Origin of the sequence: Psychrobacter sp. Arc9 (genome assembly GCF_041431295.1) — a bacterium.
Taxonomy (GTDB): domain Bacteria; phylum Pseudomonadota; class Gammaproteobacteria; order Pseudomonadales; family Moraxellaceae; genus Psychrobacter.
This window is the reverse complement of the sequence record NZ_JASMRK010000002.1, coordinates 185,808-202,941: the sequence shown is the minus strand read 5'-3', so window position 1 is coordinate 202,941 and position 17,134 is coordinate 185,808. Positions and strand designations below refer to the sequence as shown.

The 17,134-nt window shown below is 41.0% G+C and carries 15 protein-coding genes; 14 read left to right on the top strand and 1 reads right to left on the bottom strand.

The genetic code is table 11. From position 1 onward, the window contains the following. The first annotated feature begins 12 nt into the window (after positions 1–12). The 14 genes from QO187_RS02105 to QO187_RS02040 all read left to right on the top strand — a co-directional run bounded on the left by QO187_RS02105 (position 13) and on the right by QO187_RS02040 (position 15,809). Complete coding sequence (locus QO187_RS02105; protein ID WP_371546889.1) at positions 13–2,040, top strand: polysaccharide biosynthesis protein; 2,028 nt, start codon at positions 13–15, stop codon at positions 2,038–2,040. Positions 2,041–2,113: 73 nt separating this feature from the next. After that, entirely contained in the window at positions 2,114–3,430 is a 1,317-nt protein-coding gene (locus tag QO187_RS02100; RefSeq protein WP_371546888.1) for a lipopolysaccharide biosynthesis protein, read from the top strand. Between the two features lie 69 nt (positions 3,431–3,499). Then, entirely contained in the window at positions 3,500–4,516 is a 1,017-nt protein-coding gene (locus tag QO187_RS02095; protein ID WP_371546886.1) for a glycosyltransferase family 2 protein, read from the top strand. Next, positions 4,509–5,699 (top strand): hypothetical protein, encoded by a 1,191-nt coding sequence (locus QO187_RS02090; RefSeq protein WP_101206228.1) that lies wholly within the window; start codon positions 4,509–4,511, stop codon positions 5,697–5,699. The genes QO187_RS02095 and QO187_RS02090 overlap by 8 nt, the downstream gene beginning before the upstream one ends. A 13-nt stretch (positions 5,700–5,712) precedes the next feature. Continuing rightward, complete coding sequence (locus tag QO187_RS02085; protein WP_201555914.1) at positions 5,713–6,795, top strand: polysaccharide pyruvyl transferase family protein; 1,083 nt, start codon at positions 5,713–5,715, stop codon at positions 6,793–6,795. Beyond that, complete coding sequence (locus tag QO187_RS02080; protein ID WP_201555913.1) at positions 6,792–7,838, top strand: glycosyltransferase family 2 protein; 1,047 nt, start codon at positions 6,792–6,794, stop codon at positions 7,836–7,838. Before QO187_RS02085 ends, QO187_RS02080 begins: the two co-directional genes overlap by 4 nt. Before the next feature lie 5 nt (positions 7,839–7,843). Continuing rightward, positions 7,844–8,956 carry a glycosyltransferase gene (locus QO187_RS02075; protein WP_371546883.1) on the top strand — a complete coding sequence of 371 codons (1,113 nt, stop codon included), beginning with the start codon at positions 7,844–7,846 and terminating at the stop codon, positions 8,954–8,956. 39 nt (positions 8,957–8,995) lie between these two features. Continuing rightward, the gene (locus QO187_RS02070) at positions 8,996–10,036 is read left to right on the top strand and encodes an EpsG family protein (protein ID WP_371546881.1); all 1,041 of its coding nucleotides are present in this window, start codon (positions 8,996–8,998) and stop codon (positions 10,034–10,036) included. Next, positions 10,036–10,899 (top strand): glycosyltransferase family 2 protein, encoded by an 864-nt coding sequence (locus QO187_RS02065; RefSeq protein ID WP_290176443.1) that lies wholly within the window; start codon positions 10,036–10,038, stop codon positions 10,897–10,899. The genes QO187_RS02070 and QO187_RS02065 overlap by 1 nt, the downstream gene beginning before the upstream one ends. A gap of 32 nt (positions 10,900–10,931) precedes the next feature. After that, entirely contained in the window at positions 10,932–12,074 is a 1,143-nt protein-coding gene (locus QO187_RS02060) for a glycosyltransferase (RefSeq protein ID WP_290176444.1), read from the top strand. A 3-nt stretch (positions 12,075–12,077) separates the two neighbouring features. Continuing rightward, positions 12,078–12,689 (top strand): sugar transferase, encoded by a 612-nt coding sequence (locus QO187_RS02055; RefSeq protein WP_371546878.1) that lies wholly within the window; start codon positions 12,078–12,080, stop codon positions 12,687–12,689. Between the two features lie 145 nt (positions 12,690–12,834). Then, positions 12,835–14,034 carry a DegT/DnrJ/EryC1/StrS family aminotransferase gene (locus QO187_RS02050; RefSeq protein ID WP_371546876.1) on the top strand — a complete coding sequence of 400 codons (1,200 nt, stop codon included), beginning with the start codon at positions 12,835–12,837 and terminating at the stop codon, positions 14,032–14,034. A 278-nt stretch (positions 14,035–14,312) separates the two neighbouring features. Further along, positions 14,313–15,191 carry a bifunctional methylenetetrahydrofolate dehydrogenase/methenyltetrahydrofolate cyclohydrolase FolD gene (folD, locus tag QO187_RS02045; protein WP_371546873.1) on the top strand — a complete coding sequence of 293 codons (879 nt, stop codon included), beginning with the start codon at positions 14,313–14,315 and terminating at the stop codon, positions 15,189–15,191. Positions 15,192–15,290: 99 nt separating this feature from the next. After that, positions 15,291–15,809 carry a phosphate-starvation-inducible protein PsiE gene (locus QO187_RS02040; RefSeq protein WP_057759021.1) on the top strand — a complete coding sequence of 173 codons (519 nt, stop codon included), beginning with the start codon at positions 15,291–15,293 and terminating at the stop codon, positions 15,807–15,809. A 65-nt stretch (positions 15,810–15,874) separates the two neighbouring features. On the opposite strand, the gene corA is transcribed toward QO187_RS02040, so the two are convergent. Continuing rightward, entirely contained in the window at positions 15,875–17,029 is a 1,155-nt protein-coding gene (gene corA, locus QO187_RS02035) for a magnesium/cobalt transporter CorA (protein WP_371546973.1), read from the bottom strand. Positions 17,030–17,134: the final 105 nt, after the last annotated feature.

Here is a 17,134-nt window from a genome sequence, read left to right as displayed (position 1 = left end):
TAGGTGGATCTTATGTTTATAAAAACAGAGTCTAACAATACTTATCACACACCAAGCGATATCAATCGATGGTCGAAGCGTATGACGCTGTTTTTATTAGCCTTACCACGCTTTGCGAAATGCTCTATCTTATTTGGCATCGATTTTTCAGTTGCTGTCCTTTGCTTGGTAGCGGCATTGGCATTGCGTCAGGGTTATGTCGATGATCAAATCGGCCTTACGGTATTGGCTTTTTATGCATTGATACCTGTCGTCAGCTTATATCTGATTGGCTTTTATAGAGGTGCTTCTAGAGGATTTTTCGATGCTGCGATGGGTCGAGTACTACAGTTGTTTTTATTACTTATTATCGTTTATCAGTTCATCATTTATGTGAACCCAGTGTCAACGATGCCGCGCTCAGCGCCAATCATATTTTTGTTCTTATTCTTTATTTGGTTGTGGAACAGTCGGCTAATGATTCGCGGGTTGCTGAATCGACTACAGAAACCAGACAGTCAAGATCGCCTAGATAGTTGCTGTGATAACGTGATTATTTATGGTGCAGGATCGGCTGGTAGAGAGCTATTAGAGAGCTTGAGACATTCTCATAAATACAATGTAGTGGCATATATTGATGATGATCCGCAGCTGATAGGGGCTTATTTACATGGTAAAAAAATATATGCCGCTCATGCGCTACCTTGGTTAATAGAAAAATTAAATGTCGCGCAAGTGATTTTGGCAATGCCTTCTATGAGCCGTGGTCGTAAAAAACAGATTATGGATAGCCTGTCAGGCGTTTCTGTCAAGTTAAAGGATTTACCGAGCTTACGAGAGCTTGCTGATGAGATCGTAACAGTCAGCCATATACGTCCGGTCGATATATTAGATGTGCTTGAAAGAGAGACTGTAGAACCAGTTGCTGAGCTCCTCCAAAAAAATATTACGGGTAAAAATGTACTCGTGACGGGGGCAGGTGGTTCTATTGGTAGTGAGCTGTGTAGACAAATCATGAAAAACAAACCTGCATGTTTGGTGTTATACGAGCAGTCTGAATATGCTTTGTACACAATCGATCAGGAACTTAGAAGCCTTGTCACTAGTAACGTCGCTGGTAATGTCATTAGTAATATTGAATATCAAGATATTGAGGTTGTCAGCATCATTGGAAACGTGGGTAACGAAAAAAAATTAATCAATATATTCGAAAAATACCATATAAAAACGATTTATCACGCTGCAGCATACAAACATGTACCGATTGTCGAATCCAATCCATTTGAAGGCACGATTAATAATACCAAAGGTACCTATCATTGTGCCTGTGCTGCGATAAAGGCTCACGTTGATACATTTGTATTGATCTCTACTGACAAAGCAGTGCGACCGACCAATGTCATGGGTGCATCTAAACGCTTGGCTGAGCTTGTCTGCCAAGGATTGAGCCAAAGCAACAGTCATACGTGTTTTAGTATGGTGCGTTTCGGCAACGTTTTGGGTTCATCGGGCTCTGTAGTACCACTATTCACCAAGCAAATTGAGCAGGGTGGTCCGATTACCATCACCCATCCAGACATCACGCGCTACTTTATGACCATACCGGAAGCGGCCAGTTTGGTTATTCAAGCAGGTGCCATGGCGTTCGGTGGTGAAGTATTTGTGCTTGATATGGGAGCGCCCGTCAAAATTGTGGATCTTGCCAAACGTATGATTCGTCTGACAGGGTGCGAGCTGAAAGATGCGAGCAATCCTAATGGTGATATCGAAATTGTGTTTACGGGATTGAGACCAGGTGAAAAGCTCTATGAAGAGCTAATCATTGGTGCTGACAACATAGAGACCACGTTTCATCCACTCATTATGCAAGCAATGGAGCATAGTTTTCCATTGGAAGATATCGAAGCTATCTTGTTTGAGTTTATCGAAAGATCAAAGCAGCACGATACTGAATGGTTGAAAGCACAGTTTAGGACCTTCGTTGAAGGCTACCGAGAAGGCGATAATGTCAGGATCGAGGTCGAAAAACTGACATCATCGTTGATGGATGAGGTTGGTTAATACAGTAGGTAGATAATCACAAGATTACTGATTCTTTATAAGTTATATGAAACATAAAATTGGATGATGAGTAATGACCTCTGAAGTGTTTTTATCGATACAGAGCATAATCAGTCGATTGAAAACCAGTCACTTTGTACGAGATGTGGCTATGGTTGGAGGCGGTATTGCTGCTGGTCAGGCAATCGCTATGGTCTTTATGCCGTTTCTCACCAGATTATATAGTCCTGAAGATTTTGGTATCGCTGCCGCATTTGCCGCAGTCATCAGTATTATTACTCCGATTGCGACCATGGGTTATGCCAATGCCATTGTGATGCCTGATAGTGACGAGGATGCCGCTGCCATTATTAGATTGTCTGTATTGCTCAGTTTGTTTATAGCGGCTATAGCGTTCATCGCTGTCTATTTCGGCAATGTTTATTTGGCACGATGGACGGGTATGGAAAATGCACCATATATGTTGTATCTCATACCGTTGACGCTATTGGCAGGTGCGTTTCTATCTGTTGCTGATCAGTCTGCTATCAGAGTAGGTTTGTTTAAAGCCAAGGCTCGTGCTTATGTGGAGAGCAAGCTTGTGACAGATACCAGTAAGTTGATAGGTGGTGTATTGGCCCCCTCTGGTATGTTACTTATTTTGTTAACGATAGCAGGACAGCTTACGAATTTTATGATGCAGATGCTTCGGGTACCTAGGATTGGTGTATTAAATATCCGAGACTGGTTTGGCACGGTTGGTATTCGTAATGCTGCTATATCGCAGCGTGACTTTGCCATATACCGCATGCCGCAAAGTATGCTCAATGCTGCTTCAGTAGGGCTACCAACCATCTTGTTAGCATCACTATTTAGTGCTTCTTCTGCTGGGCAGTATTCGTTGGCTGTTCTTGTGCTCGGTGCACCAGCGATGTTGTTAGGCCAAGCTGTTGGAGAGGTTTTTTATCCTAAGATTACGCGTGCGATCACAGCAAAGTCACCAGAGGCTTATCAGTTTTTATTAAAAGTGACGGTAATTCTATTGGTGGTTGGTATTGTTCCCTTCGGTACAGTGTTCGTTTTTGGCGATTACCTTTTTTCTTTAGTATTTGGCACAGAGTGGGCATTAGCAGGGAGTTATTCGCAGTGGCTTTCTATTTGGCTTTTGACCAGCTTGGTATCAGGTGCAAGCACTGCGGCATTGCCAGCATTACGTTTGCAGCGTTTTCTTTTGATTAGAGAGATTTTTGCAGTGATATTTCGTGCTGCAGCGCTGTATGTAGGTTTTTACGTTTTTGAGTCAGATATGGTAGCCATTGCCCTGTTCTCATTTGTTGGGGTCTTGCTTAGCTTATCTATCGTTTATGTCGCTTTTCGGCGTCTGGTTCATATTCATAAAGTGCAGCAGTAGGTAAATATGTTGACTGCGTTGGATGGCACAAAGGATATGCATTAGAAGTCTCAACTCAAGAGGCTCACTATGATTTCAGTTATTATTGCCGCATTTAATGCCGCTGTCACTATTGATCGTTGTATTAGTAGTATTGACATTGCGAAAAAGAACCATGAGATTGAGTTGATCGTTATTGACGATGGTTCTAATGATGACACTGCTAGGTTATTGCACAAGTGGGAAAGTGATAGGGCATGGGTTACGGTGAAATATCAAAAAAATGGAGGCCTGGCAGATGCTCGTAATACTGGGCTTGATACCGCAATCGGCGACTACATCGTTTTTATAGATGCGGACGACACTATCGATGATTGGTATTTTGACTTTATCATTGCACAAACGGTTAATCGGGATATTGAGATGTTGGCGTTTGGTCATAAGCGCATCATGCTAAATGGCGATGTGCTCGAGCGCCGTAACATTACAGCAGAATATTCACAGCAGGAAATTCAAGCATTGCAACTGAGAGTGACAGAAAATAGAAATATATATTGGTATGCATGTACTAAAGTTTATAACAGAAAATTAATAGGCGATATACGGTTTGATTGTGACATAAAACTTGGTGAAGACGGTATTTTCAATATTGAATGCTTAAACAGAGCTAGTCATTTATCTGTCGTACTCGACTGTCCCTATAACTACTATGAAAATGTTACTTCGATGACGAGTTTGCAATATAAGCCAGGGCTGATCGAGTCTATAGAAGCAGACTACAACGCCAGAGTCAGGATACATGACTGGTCTATCGGTGCTACAGAGAGACAAATATTGCTATCAGATTTCGCACGTAGTTATATCGAGCATATGCTGCCATATTTACTCAATAATTTGGCTCATATTCAGATGAGAAAACGCCATGCAGAGTTGATGAAGATACGTCAGTCTTTCGTTTACCAGAGCTGTTTGCCACATTACCATCAACTGCACCCAGCACGCGGCATTCGTATTTTGATTTCATGTTTTTCACGACGTTGGTATGTGATGACATTGGCTTTTTTACAACTGTCTTGGTCTAAAGCGAAGGTAAAAAGACATGTTTAATATTGATTTGTTTCCTCAGGCTTTAAAAAGTGACAAAAATGGACAGACTCGTTCTTGTTTGCTGAAACAAACAACCATGGGTGAAAGTGTCACTGAGCAAGAGTTGTGGTTTGCATATCCTATCAATCTACCAATGCCAGAAGCCGATGATTGCGACTCTTACTTGTTAGCCACATTGTTGCCTGCGATGCAACTGCGTGCGGCTATTCGTGTCCATGGCAGTGTGTCCCACGAGCTATTAGCCAATCTGACAGAACTACAGTATGTCTGGAATAAATGGTTACCAGAGCGTTATTTTTTGATTGATATACAAGTTGATCGTATTAGAGCGCGCGACGTACAAGTAGAAGGTGCGATTGCTGCATTTTCTGGTGGTGTGGATGCACAATTTACCGCTTATCGTCATGCGACAGGCAGAGCAGGATATGCCACGCGAGATATTAAGGCAGGAGTTTTCGTGCATGGTTTTGATATACCTTTAGATGATACAGAAGGTTTTGATAGTGCTGTAGAGATAGCAACCAAAGTACTTTCTGATATTAATGTTGATCTACTGCCGGTTAAGACGAATGTTCGAGTATTGTGGTCTATCGATTGGGAAGAATATCACGCGGCTGCCATTGCCTCCGTTCTATGTGGATTGAAACGATATGCAGGAATTGGACTCATCGGTAGTGGCGATTCTTATGATGTATTACTTACTCCATGGGGATCACATCCCATAACAGATCCATTATTGAGCTGTGGCAATTTTAGAATTATTCATGATGGTGCAGGGTTTCGTCGATCTGAGAAGTTAATCATTCTTTCAAATTGGTCTATAGGCATACGAAATTTACGTGTTTGCTGGGCTGGTAATAGGCATGATGGAAACTGCGGTTACTGTGAAAAATGTGTACGAACTCGACTGAATCTCTTACTTGCAGGTGTTGATAACCCTGCTTGTTTTGACACCCCGATAGAGTCGTCACTTTTCAGGTTCATGGTTCTGAAAAGTGACGCTGTACGCATAGACTGGTCTCTAATTCGTCAAGAGATGATTGAAACGGGCAGGGGTCTTGAATGGCTTCCGTATATTGAAAAAGTACTCAAACGTAAATCATCTCCAAAATTGAGTAGGTTATTTCCTTTTGGGTCAAAACGTCGCATGTGGGTAAAAAAAATATTAATGAGAAATAAATAAGGGAGTGTCAAAAATGAATACTACCGCCATAAAAAAGCTCATACCACTTAGACTAAAAAAACACTTAGTTACTTATATGGGCGCGCGAGATTTGCCTTTACCTAGTAGTAATCGATGCTTCATTTTTCTGGCAGCTGACTACGGCAATATTGGTGATATTGCTATCTCTTATGCTCAAAAGCAATATTTGCAACATGTGATGACTGATTATGAAGTTGTCAGTGTTCCTATTAGTCAAACCAGATTGGTGCTTAATTCGATTAAACAACAAATACAACAGAGGGATATTGTCACTATTATTGGGGGAGGCAATATGGGTAGCTCGTATCCTGATATTGAAGAGCTGCGCCAATTAGTTATCAATACGTTTCCTGCGAATCGCATTGTTTGTTTTCCTCAAACCTTGGATTGGAGTGATTCTGCTAAGTCTAAGCGAGCATTGCATCGTATCGTAAAGGTCTACGCCAAGCATCCAGATATACACATTTTCGCTAGAGAGTCGATGACAGCGGCCAAACTTATCAAGCTTTTTGCTGAGTATAGCAATGTCCATGTTGGTCTTGTGCCAGATATCGTTATGAGTGCAAACGCAGCAGTACTTGGGACGACAAATGACGTAGAGTCTTCAACTATTCTGCGATGCTTACGAGATGACAAGGAAGCTGCGCTATCAGGTGAGCAGTATGCAATGATAGACAAAGCCTTAGCAGATACTGGCTATCATATTGAAAAGACAGATACTCATGCTGGCGGCTCTCAATTGGACGAAGCACATTGCAAAAAATTATTGACTGACAAGCTTAGCCAGTTTCGTGCTGCAAAATTGGTCGTGACTGACCGCCTACATGGCATGATTTTATGTTTACTATCGGGTACACCTTGCTTGGTATTGCCGAACTCCAATCATAAGATAAGGCAAACGCAGTTAGACTGGTTACGTAACCATCCAAGACTTGTGTTTTTAGAATTAGATGAGGTTGCTGAGATTTCAAAACATATCGACAAACTGCTATACCTGTCTCATGGCACCATGACTGAGTCAACCGTTCATATCAATGAATACCATGATTTAGAAAAATCGGTGGTGATTATATGACTAGCATAGCAGAGCCATTAGTGAGCATTATCGTGCCAGTATATAACGTCGCACTATATATCGACGCGTGCTTAGAATCTATCAAGCAGCAAACCTATAAGAATATTGAAATTATTGTCGTTGAAGATTGCTCTACTGATAATTCAAAACAAGCGCTTGCCTTACATCTCACAGATAAGCGTATCAGAGTCATTCAACATAATAAAAACAGTGGTCTTTCTGCTGCTCGCAATACTGGTATTAAATCTGCAGTAGGCGATTATATGATGTTTGTGGATTCCGATGACATTGTAGATACTCGCTTAGTAGCAGCTTGTGTAGATTGTGCTCTTACTACGAATGCAGAAGTAGTGACATATGGTTTTGCACCGTTTAGAGAGGGAGCAGCAGAGAATGAACTACCGTATCCAGCTGCTAGCTTGGTATCCGAGACAACCAAGATAGAAGATTCGTATTTCAGCCTACCGCATTTTGCGTGGCTAAAATTTATTAAATCTAGTGTCGTGCAAACGGCTTCTCTAAATTTTCCAGTGGGTTTGTATTATGAGGATTGGCCTTTCCATTGGCATCTTGGCTTATCTACTAAGGTTAGATATCAGTTGCCTATTAATTTTTACCTGTATAGACAGCGAGGCACGTCGATTACGGGTTCAACAGATAAAAAGCTATTAGACCTATTTATTATTCATTCAAAAGTCATGAGTCTAGTAGAAGACTATCAAGCGGATGACGTTAAAAAGATACTTGCCAATAAAATCAGACAGAGTCATTGGAGCATTCTCACCCGTATAGACAATGAGTATTTAGTAAAGGCATTAGTACAAGCTAAAAAAGCAGATAAAGCGCTACGACTAAAAGGTTATCAGAATAAGTGGACGTTAAGGAATATATTGATCAGCAATATAGTACGTATGCCAAGCCAAATTGCGCTGCCTATAATGCAGGTGCTTCGTCAAGCACTAGAGAAAGAAGCAAAACTAAAAGGAAGCAAATTGGAAATAGTTATGAGAAGCAAAGTTGGCTTTATGTTTCTTAAAAGGTAAATGATATGACTATCCGAAGAGTGCTGCACATAGTGGGAAAAATGGATCGTGCTGGGGCAGAGACCATGCTTATGAATTTATATCGTCATATAGATCATAGCCAGATTCAGTTTGATTTTGTCACTTTTACCAACGAGATCGGCGACTATGATGCTGAGATAACAGCGTTGGGCGGTAGGGTTATACCGATTTTAGCTGGTCATTCATTAACGCGCATGCTCAAACTTAACAAATTCCTTAAACAGCAGCCTGATTATCAAATCGTTCATGCTCATATGCTATTAAACAATGCCTTTCATCTGTTGGCTGCTAAAGGTGCTGGCGTGCCGCATCGCATTTCTCACTCTCATAGCACCAGTAATGGTAAAACCAATATTATTAAAAAAATATATGAACAATGGGCATTAATTACCAATCGTACATTGGCTACTAAGAGAATCAGCTGCGGTGATCATGCTGCAAACTACCTATTTGGTACTACAAAAGATGTGTGGCTACTGCCCAATGCTGTTGATATACAGAAGATGATATCAGTCGCTAACCAATCACGGCATTATATCAATCAGGAGTTTGGTGCTAAAAGACTTGGAGATGAAGGGTTAAAAATCATCCAAGTTGGTCGTCTCAATGAGGTTAAAAACCATCAGTTTTCTTTAGAAATCGCTGAGCAGCTGAAAAAACGTCAGATCGACTTTACCTTATATATCGTTGGACAAGGTCCATTGGAAGATAAATTAAGACGACAAGTGAAAGAGCAAACCTTAGGGGGTAATATTAAGTTTTTGGGTATGCGTACTGATATTACTGAGTTAATGGCCAGCGCTGACTATATGATTATGCCATCCCTGCATGAAGGTTTCCCAGTGGTCTTAGTAGAAAGCCAGACAGTAGGACTTATGGCATTAGTTTCTGATCAAGTATCACCTGAAGTAGATTTAGGACTTGGACTTGTATGTTTTTTGCCTATACAGTCAGCCAATGTTTGGGTGGATAGTTTGCTGAGTTTTCAGCCTCCAATATCCAATGAAGCAGAAATAATGAATGCGCTAAATGTACATGGTTTTAGCGCCGCAACCAATTCGCAGAAGTTAACGCAAATGTATTTGAATATGCGATAAGGCTTTTACTTAATATTCAGCTACTTTATAGAGGGTTAAATGCTTCCTTATCTGTTGGTCCTTAGCCTTGTTGTTTTCTGGATAGTACTGGAGAAAAAATCTCTCAATCGTACGTCTTTTTGGCTGCCTTTAATTACTTTAGCGCTGTTCGCAGGCGGTCGTAGTTATTGGGTCGGTACAGATACAGGGAGCTATACCAGAAATTTTAATAATAAATTGAGTCATGAATCCTTTAGATTTAATGAAGATGTTGAGTACGGCTACCAGCTATTTGAGTATTCGTTACTGCATGTGACAAATAACTATTTTTGGCTACTGATTATCACCAGTTTCGTTATCGTCTATTGTTATTTGAAAGTCATCAGAAGATACAGTGTGAACTATTGGCTCTCTGTATTTCTGTTTATTACGCTAGGCGTCTATACCTTTTCATTCAATGGATTGCGTCAAGGAATCGCAATGGCTTTGTTTACTTTGGCCATTCCTTATCTGCTAGAGAAACGGCTTTTTCCTTATCTATTAATATGTGCCATTGCATCGTTTTTTCATATCACGGCTTTATTTATCATTCCATTTTATTTCATTGTAAATTTGAGAGTGAAGCCAGCTTATAAAATACTTGCGACGTTTTTTGGGTCGTTATTCGTTAGTAGGTTACTCGTATCTTATATTTCATCTACTAATGATCGATATGAAGACTATGCAAAAGTATCTGAAGAGTCGGGCGGGTTTTTGACACTTGGGTTTTACACAGTGCTCATGCTTCTCATCATTATTGCGAGCTATGTATATAAAATTAAAGACAAAAGCTTTCAACAGCTATTGATGTTTTATGCATCAGGCGTGGTTTTTGTTATACCGCTAGCGCTGTTGGGTACTAGCGCTTCAGGCCCGCAAAGAATCATTTCGTATTTTACATGGACTTTGGTTTTGTTACTGCCTGTGGCTTTGAAAAAGATAAATAACATTTATGTCTATATCATTAGTGTGTTTATCTTCCTAATGTATTTCATATTGACGACATCAAAGTTTAGCGATCTGAGTCCTTATATTATCAATCCTATGTTTGAGGTGTTCTGATGAAAAGTCACGCTTATATCTCAATTGGCATTCCTATCTATAACGCTGAAGCTTATTTGGCAACAGCCATAAAGTCGATATGGGCGCAGACACATGAGCGGTGGGAGCTTATCTTGATAGATGATGGTTCTACAGACAACTCGCTAGCAATAGCCAAACAGTTTGAGAAGATTGATAGCAGAATAAGAGTGATCTCTGATGGTTCCAACAAGAAACTGCCTGCTCGTCTGAACCAGCTTATTGATGAATCAAAATATGATTACATTGCCCGTATGGATGCTGATGACCTTATTCACCCAGATAGATTGACTATTCAAATAAGCTTTCTGGAGAATAATCCCAGTTATGACTTGGTATCGACTGGCGTAGTATCTATTGATGCTCAAAACAAGGTGTATGGTTGTCGTCATGTAGACCGTTTATATGCAGGATTTGAGAGTGTGGAGACTGCATATCCCATTGTCCATGCGTCTATTTTGGCAAAAAAAAGTTGGTATGAGCGTAATAGATACAATGAGAATTATCCAAGGTCTGAAGATTATGACCTGTGGTGTAGAGCCATATCCAAACAGGATTTGCGCTTAGCCGTGCTCCCAGACTTGCTCTATTACTATAGAGAAGAGGGCAATCTGTCATTAGCAAAAATCGTTCGATCTTACAAAGATAGTCTTACGACATATAGTGAATATAAAAAAACCAATATCGTCGACAGTGCTAAGTTAGAAGTAAAAGTAGGCGCGGTAAGGTTATTAGACTCGCTAGGGCTCTTGCAAAAGATAGCCAATAAGAGAAACAAAATAACGATGTCCGAGCAGCTACAAGAAAACCATCAAGCGGTTGTTAATGGTTTGGTTGCTGAATAAATTTATCAATGAAGTAATAATGAGGTGCTTAAATGAAACCAAAAATATGCTTTATTATGACGGACGCCGTTTCTTTTAATGTGTTGTATCGCAATCAGCTTGAATATATTAGAGACTCTTCAAACTTTGAGATTACATTAATCTGTGGCGGTAGTAGGGAACAGTTAGATATTTTACGAGCTCGTAATCTAGGAGAAGTGGTTGATTTAAATTTTCAGCGCAAGCCTTCTGTACTACAAGATACCAAGTCGTTAGTGCTATTGACTCGTTACCTGTTCATTAGGCGATTTGATATTGTGGTTTATTTAACACCAAAGGCTTTATTGTTAGGAAGCATAGCCAGCACACTCACTATGCAAAAGAGAAGAGTTGCCTTTAGTGTGGGACGAGCCTATGAGAACTTTTCAGGCCTAAAGAAACGCGCTTTTCAGGGTCTTGATCAACTTAGCTTTGGTCTTTCTCATGAGGTTCTATTCGTTTCTGATTCCTTAGTAAATGTGTGCTTATCAGAAAATCTTCTTAAAGAAAATAAGGCGCGTGTCATCGATAATGGTTCATTTAACGGTATTGATATTGATGTACTCAGACCGGTAGAGCAAATGGCAAAACAAAAATTAAGACGACAGTATAGAGTGCCTGTAGACGCTTTTGTAATTTGTGTTGTCGGTAGAATTTGTGAAGATAAAGGCCTAAAAGATATTGGTGAGATATCTGAAAGCTTTAAATCAGAAAATATTCACTTTATGTTCATCGGAGACTTCGAAGATGACATCGGAAAGGCGGTCGTTGATAGAATAGTAAAAGAAGGTAAGGGCGTATATATACCAGCTAACCCAAAAGTAGAAGAAGTAATTCAATGTGCTGATTTGCATCTATTTTTAAGCTACCGAGAGGGTTTTGGGAATGTTGCTATCGAAGCGGCTAGTTGCGGTGTGCCGACGTTTGCCTATGATGTGGTGGGTGTAAAAGATAGTGTAAAACAAGATATCAGCGGTCAAAAGTTCCAGTTAAAAGACACTGTGTCCGTGACAAAAGCCATCAAACAAGCAATCACTGATATCAATTTTAAAGATAAGTATCCTAAAGCAAGAGCTTGGGCGATTCAGAACTTCGAACAAAAAGAACTATGGCAGAGTTATTTGGATTTTTATCTACACCATACAAATAAGGCCTAACGGATGATAAAACGACTATTTGACATTGTAGGTGCAACGACAGCGTTAGTAGTGCTATCTCCTGTCTATGCTGCAACTGCCTACAAGGTGAGTAAAAATCTTGGCGCGCCTGTTCTATTTCGTCAGATTCGTCCAGGTCTGTATGGCAAGCCATTTGAGATGATAAAGTTTCGTTCCATGAAGGATGATATAGATGCAGATGGCAATCCTTTAGAAGATGGCGCGCGATTGACATCGTTTGGTAAAGCGCTGCGTAACACTAGCCTTGATGAGTTGCCAGAGCTTTGGAATGTCATAAAAGGTGATATGAGTCTAGTGGGCCCGCGACCATTATTAATGGAATATCTGCCCTTATATAATGATGAGCAAGCGCGCCGACACAATGTCCGCCCAGGTATTACAGGTTATGCTCAAGTTAATGGTCGCAATGCTATTGGGTGGGATGAGAGGTTTGCACTTGATACATGGTATGTGGACAATCAGTCGCTGTGGTTAGATATCAAGATTCTATTTAAAACAGTAAAAAAAGTTATTGTTAAAGATGGTATCAGTGCTGAGGGTGAAGCAACTATGAGTAAATTCATGGGCAATAGTATTAATGAAGAAATGCTTTAAAAGTACTCTTTGCTAATAGCAATACAGTTAATCAAAAGATATTAGGCATCAAGAAAGTCATGATAGATAACAAGGTTAATAACATAGTGAGCAGTTTATCGTAGAGCGTGACACAACATTAGACATAAGTACCATAGAGGAACATATGCTAAATACCCCTTTTTCACCTTGGCCAAAATTTACGCAACAAGAAGCCGACGCTGTCAGTCGAGTGCTGTTGTCCAATAAAGTCAATTATTGGACAGGCGAAGAATGTCGTCAGTTTGAGCGAGAGTTTGCTGATTGGACAGGTAGTAAATACGCAATAGCGTTGGGTAATGGCACTTTGGCGTTGGATGTCGCGTTACAAGCACTCGATATAGGTGCCGGTGATGAGGTCATTGTCACACCGCGTACCTTTATTGCTAGTATCTCGTCAATCGTTAATGCAGGTGCGATCCCCATCTTTGCAGATGTCGATGAAGCAACTGGTAATATCACCGCTGAGACCATCACAGCTGTACTGAGTGATAAAACCAGAGGTATCGTATGCGTCCATCTAGCTGGCTGGCCATGCGATATGGACAGTATTATGGCACTGGCAGATGAGCATGACCTATATGTCATTGAAGATTGCGCACAAGCTCATGGTGCACGATATAAAGGGCGAAGCGTGGGCAGTATTGGTCATGTTGGGGCATGGAGTTTTTGCCAGGATAAAATTATGACCACAGGAGGTGAGGGCGGTATGGTCACCACCGATAGCGAACTGCTATGGCGAAAAATGTGGGCGTATAAGGATCATGGTAAGAGCTATGCGGCAGTCTATGAAACGGAACAATCACCTGGCTACAACTGGCTACATGAAAGCTTTGGCACCAATTGGCGTATGACTGAGATGCAAGGCGTTTTGGGGCGTATTCAACTGGAGAAAATGAGTGAGTGGACAGCCAAACGGACTGCTAATGCGCAAGCCATACTAAAGGCATGTAGTAAATGGGAGTCCAAAGGCTACCTTTGTGTGCCAAGACTAGAACATTTAGCGCAGTTCTCCAATACGAACCATGCTTACTATAAATTATATGTCTATGTGCAGTCCGATAATCTACCTGATGGCTGGACACGTGACCGCATTATTGAAGTAATTAACAATCAAGGTGTGCCTTGCTTCTCTGGATCTGCGTCAGAGGTCTATTTGGAGAAGGCCTTTGATAATACTGGGTTGCGTCCAAGTATTAGATTGCCAATGGCAAAGCAGCTAGGAGAGAGTAGTCTCATGTTTTTGGTGCATCCTACGCTTACGGCGGCTGAAATTGAACTGACAATACAGGCGATCGATAGTGTGTTTGGTTCGATGGACGAATAAGACGATAATTAATGATTATTTTTAAAAATGCATCCCTCAGTCGACGCTATTTTTATTGAAAGCATAAGGTACATTTGCCTATATATAAGCAATACTGTTTAATTGACTTATTATGAAAATTTATCAGTGCGCAGGCTTTATCTTACGCTAGGATTTTGTAGCGTACACAGGTACAATATTACTCTTAGTCAAAGATTGACGAACCAAAGGACAGGCATGCAAAGTATTTGCGCGCGCTGTCTTTATTTTTTTATATCGTACCCTCTATTGGAGTTACTATGTCTACTGCCCAAGAATCCGCTACCGTTTTGGACGGCAAAGCACTTGCCAAACAAATAGAACAGGATCTGCGCACGCGCGTAGATACGATTAAGGAAAAGACTGGCCGCACCCCAAGCTTAGCGACGATATTGGTTGGTGACGATCCAGCCTCTGCCACTTATGTTCGTATGAAAGGCAACGCCTGTAAGCGTGTTGGCATGGACTCTATACGCGTTGAGATGCCGAGTGCCACGACCACTGAGCAGCTCATGGCAAAAATAGATGAGTTAAATAGCAATCCAGATGTACACGGCATTTTGCTACAGCATCCTGTTCCTGAGCATATTGATGAGCGTGCTTGTTTTGAGCAGATTGACTTAGCAAAAGACGTCGATGGTGTGACTTGTCTTGGTTTTGGTCGTATGGCGATGCAGCAGTCAGCTTATGGCTCATGTACACCGCAGGGCATCATGCATTTGTTAGAGCATCATAATATCGAGCTATCAGGTAAAGAAGCAGTAGTCGTAGGGCGTAGCGCTATCCTAGGTAAGCCAATGGCGATGATGCTATTGAATGCCAACTGTACAGTGACGATCTGTCATTCAAGAACTCAAGATTTGGCGGCGCATATTAAGCGTGCAGATATCGTAGTTGGTGCAGTAGGCGTACCTGAGCTTATTAAAGCGGAGTGGATCAAAGCAGGAGCGGTTGTTGTTGATGCAGGGTTCCATCCGACAGATGATGGCGGTGTTGGTGATATCGAAATGAAAGGCATGGAAAACATTGCCAGCGCTTATACGCCAGTGCCAGGCGGCGTTGGCCCAATGACTATTAACACGCTTATTCGCCAAACGGTCGATGCTGCTGAAAAGTCAGCGGGTTTGAATAACGGCTAAAAAGATAGTCATACGAATACTGATTGCCGATATATAAGGGGCCTGAGGTAACGTAAACTCAGGCTAAATCAACCACATTTCAGTTGATAGGACCTAAACATGGCTAAAAAAAATGTAGGTGTCCATGAGCGACTACAAAGTATTGGTAGAGAGTTTGTCGATGTCTGTCATTACGTTATTTTATTTCTAATCAGTGTGGTTGTCGTTTGGACTGCAGGTAAAGAGTTTATTTATATTGTCCAAAAGGGTTCAGCGGATCTAAAAGACATATTGATGTTATTTATTTACCTTGAGCTACTGGCTATGATAGGTATCTACTTTAAAACCCACCGACTGCCAGTACAGTTTTTGATATTTATTGCCATAACAGCATTGTCACGACATTTGGTGGTTGATGTACAGGCAGTTTCAGACTATTTCCATTTATGGCTGCTAGCGACAATTTCCGTGGCCATCATGTTATTGAGCGGCTCTATTGTAATCCTGACTTGGACAGCAAAAACGTTTGGTCGCCCAGAAGATAATCTTGATAAGCAGCATGCAAACCTAACGGTTAAAGCACTATTGCCTGATAATGCTCAAGCGCCTGATAGCCATACTAAGCATCGCCGTGAATAATTAGATAGCAATACAAAAAAAAGAGCGACCAGTGGTTGCTCTTTTTTTATGCCTATCGTTTGGCATTACAACCATTTCAGTCTTTTGAAGTTATAGTACAGATAGCTACATAAGGCGATAATAATGGCCATAATGACAAGGTAAGAGTATTTCCAATGTAGCTCAGGCATAAAATCAAAGTTCATGCCATAGATGCCAGCGATAGCTGTTGGTACTGCTAGAATACCTGCCCATGCCGCGAGCTTACGCACGACTTCATTCTGACCCATATTGACCATCGCCATATAGGTATTCATCACCACGCTCAGCATTTCATTAAGACCATTAATAGCATCTAGGGAGTGTAAGAGGTGATCGTTGACATCGCGAAAATACGGCTTAGCGGCTTGAGAAAATCCAGAGACAATCTCACTTTTTTTATGATTGATAAAAAAGCTACAGATGTCTTGCACAGGTAAAATAATGGCACGCATATGTACCAGTTGCGATTTAAGCTCGTAGAGGTTTTTTAGCGTACCTTTATCAAACTCAGAAGTAAATACGTAGCGTTCTTGCTCGCGCAAGTAACGGCCCAATCGATCGGTAATCGGCATATAGTTATCAACGATAAAATCGAGGATAGCATGCAGTACAAAGATAGGGCCCATGCGTAACTTTTCAGGGCGACGATGGCAGTGCTCACGGACAGGTGCATAAGAGTTTGACGGGCCATTGCGAATTGTAATGAGGTAGTTTTTACCCATAAATATCGCAGTAGTACCATAACGAATGACATTGTCTTCTAGCTTAGCCGTACGTAGCACCACAAAGACCATGTCATTATCGTAGTTTTCGACCTTGGCACGTTGATGATCAGCAAAGGCATCTTCAATTGCTAGCTCATGCAGGTCAAAGGCTTCTTTTACTTTAACCATGGTTTCTAAGCTTGGATCATATAGCCCAAGCCAAATAAATTGACCGTTGTTCCCTAGAGTACGACTTACATCATTGAGCGCCACTCTATTAAGGTTCTCACCTGTTTTACGTGAGTAAGCGTAGCAATTGACCACTTCACCTGCACTTGATGAATCAATATCTTCATAGCGTTCAGAGTCAGGATCGTAGACCGTCATGGTCTCAATAGTATCTTCAGTAGTGGCGTCCACATCACCATAAATATAGCTATCATCATCGTCCAAATAGAGATGCTTGTCATTCATATTGGCATAGATATGATTCATATTGGAATCAGGGGCAATATGAGCCGTTTTTTTAATCAATTGATTATTATCATTTTCCATATACTTTCCTGTCATATAATAAAAAACTTCAATAATCCAAATATA